This window comes from Mesorhizobium sp. M7A.F.Ca.US.014.04.1.1 (genome assembly GCF_003998745.1).
Lineage (GTDB): Bacteria > Pseudomonadota > Alphaproteobacteria > Rhizobiales > Rhizobiaceae > Mesorhizobium > Mesorhizobium ciceri.
In genome coordinates this window covers 1-2,785 of sequence record NZ_RZRW01000678.1, presented here as the reverse complement: position 1 = coordinate 2,785, position 2,785 = coordinate 1, and the positions used below count along the sequence as shown (strand labels likewise).

Below are 2,785 nucleotides of genomic sequence, written 5' to 3'. Positions count from 1 at the left end.
GCGCTGTACCGCCCACGCACCCTGGCTCAGCACCAGGAAATCGCGGCCACCTTCCTCCTTCGCGGCAAGCGCCGGTGCAAAGGAGCGCCCGTCCCAAAGCGCCGGAACGTTGCCGCCGAGCCGGTCGATCAGCGTGGCGGCCCAGTCGAAATGATAGTGAAGGCCGCCATTGACGCCGCGCATGTCCTCGGCGCCGGGCCAGCGGATGACCAGCGGCACGTTGCAGGTGAATTCGTCGGCCGTCTGATGATCACCCCAGACGTTGAGCTCGCCGAGGTTTTCGCCATGATCGGCGCCGATGACGATGATCGTGTCGTCGAACAGGCCTTGCCGCTTCAACTCCTCGACGATGAGACCGACATGATAATCGGCATAGAGCACGCCGGTGTCGTAGCCGTCGAACCAGGCCTTGACGGTGTCCATGCCGCTGATCGGCGACGGCATGCGCCGGTATTTCGATCCGCCCGGCTCGACGTCGAAGCCCGAGGGTTCCTGCGGGCTGTGCGGGCCGTAGCCAGCATGGCTCTTCTCGAATACCGCCCTGGTCATCCAGTCGGGAAGCGGCTGGTCGGCGAAGGGGTCGCCGAAAGCGTCCGGCGCGCGATAGGGCGTGTGCGGGTCCCAGACATTGACATGCAGGAACCACTTTTTTGCCGAGCCATTGCGCTTCAGCCAGTCGATCGCCAGGCCCGAAACCTCGTCGGCGTTCTCCATGCCGGCCTTGCCGGGATTGATGATCTCGTTGAAGCCGGCATACCAATGCCAGCAGCCATGCCGTTCGCCAAAACTGCTGATGGTCGTGGTGTGGTAGCCGAGATCGCGCAGCGCCCGCATCCAGCCTTCCTCGTAGAAGGTGCCGGCCCAGGCTCGCTCGGCGCCTTCGCGGAACGGCTCGCAGGCGGTGCCGCCATGGCCGACCACGCCGGTCCGCATTCCGTGGCGGCCGCTCCACAGCGCCGTGCGCGACGGATGGCAAGGCACATCGGACACATAGACGTTCTCGAAGCGGATGCCCTCGCCGGCAAGGCTGTCGATGACGGGAGAGGTGTTGCGATGATAGCCGTAGCAGCCGAGGTGGTCGCGCCTGAGGCTGTCGATGTCGATATAGAGAACGTTCATGGATGGCTCGTCGCTGCTGTGATTGTCAGGAAACAGGCCCCGGTTCGCTGCCGGGGCTTGCGGTTTGCAAGGGGCGATTTCAAGAAGGCCGTCAGGCCGAAATGTATTGATCGCCCAGATAATAGTCCTTGGGATCGAGCGAGGTCTCGAGCTTGCCAAAGGTCTTGAACAGGTCGTTCATCGTCGAGAACCAGCCGTTCACGGTGCCGTCCTTGGTTAGCTTGATCAGTTCGGCCGAGGTCATGAAACGGCCATAACCGGCTTCCGTCTTCAGCTGGTCGGCAGGAATGCCGAGCAGCTTGGAGGTGATCTCGATCGCCTTGTCCTGGTTGGCGGCACGAAAATCCTGCGCGTCCTTGATGGCGCGCACCACGTTGCGGACGAGATCGGGATTGCCCTCGACCAAATCGTTGCGGGCAATGAAGACGCTCGGAAATGTGGTCTGCGGATAGAAGTCGTCGTTCTTGGCCAGCTCCACCAGATCGGGAACGCTCTTCTGGATGATGCCGACGAACGGATACCAGATGCCGGCCGCGTCGACCTGCTTGGAGGCGAAGGCCGCCACGATGGTGCTCGGGTCCATCTGCACGATGTCGAGGTCGGTCATCGCCATACCGGCCTTGCGCAGCGCCAGCCGCAACAGCATGTCGCCCGAGGTGCCGGCCGCGATCGCGACCTTCTTGCCCTTGAGGCCGGCGATGGACGTGATGCCGGCTTGGGCGATCACCCGGTCCGAGAAGCCGACATCGTTGACGGCGATGATCTTGGCCTTGCCGCTCGCCGGCAGCCACAGCGCGCCCGGTCCGAGATAGCCGAATTCCAGGCTGTTGGCGCCAAGCGCCTGGACCTGGATGGGGCCGTTGGTGAAGACCTTGATATTGGCATCGACGCCGTGCTTGGCATAGAAGCCCTGGTCGGCCGCGACGCCGGCCACGCTGGCGCCCCAGAAATCGCCGTTGTAGCCGATGCGTGCCGCCGTTCCCGCCGCTCCGGCACGGATGCCAGAGGCAGCGAACGCGGCAAGTGCCGCCGATGATGCGATGAGGTTACGTCTTGTCAGTGTCACCATACTCTCCTCCTGTCACTGTTACTGGTGGTAAACGGCTTGCCAGACGCGGTTGCGGATGCTCATGAACTCCGCCGAAAGCCGGATTTCCTCGGTTCTTGGGTAAGGCAGGCCGACGTCGATGATCTCCTGCAGCCTGCCGGGCCGCGCCGCCATGACGATGACGCGGTTGGCGAGGTAGACCGCCTCGTCGACATCGTGGGTGATGAACATCACGGTGCGCCGCTCCCGGCTCCAGGTGTCGAGCAACTGGTCCTGGAGCTGCACGCGGGTCAGTGCGTCGAGCGCCCCGAAGGGCTCGTCCATCAAAAGGATCGAGGGATCGACCGCATAGGCCCGGGCGATCGCGCAACGCTGCTTCATGCCGCCCGAAAGCGTCTTCGGCAGCGCGTCGGCGAAGTCGCCAAGGCCGACGAGATCGATGAAACGCTCGGCGATCTGCCGGCGGCGCGAAGCTTCCTCGCCCTTGATGCGCAGCCCGAACTCGACGTTCTGGCGTACGGTGAGCCAGGGAAACAGCGCGTATTGCTGGAAGATCATGCCGCGCTCCGGACCCGGCCCCTCGACCGCCTTGCCATCGACCAGCACGGTGCCCTCGCT

The 2,785-nt window shown here is 64.0% G+C and carries 3 protein-coding genes; all 3 read right to left on the bottom strand.

What is annotated here, in order from left to right; genetic code table 11:
* The coding region (locus EOA22_RS29820; protein ID WP_127390440.1) for a sulfatase at positions 1–1,119 on the bottom strand (1,119 nt) is incomplete at its 3' end.
* 91 nt (positions 1,120–1,210) lie between these two features.
* On the bottom strand, positions 1,211–2,188 hold the full coding sequence (locus tag EOA22_RS29815) for an aliphatic sulfonate ABC transporter substrate-binding protein (protein WP_063168596.1): 978 nt from the start codon (positions 2,186–2,188) through the stop codon (positions 1,211–1,213).
* Between the two features lie 18 nt (positions 2,189–2,206).
* Positions 2,207–2,785: ABC transporter ATP-binding protein (locus tag EOA22_RS29810; RefSeq protein WP_164756001.1), on the bottom strand; the 579-nt coding region annotated here is incomplete at its 5' end.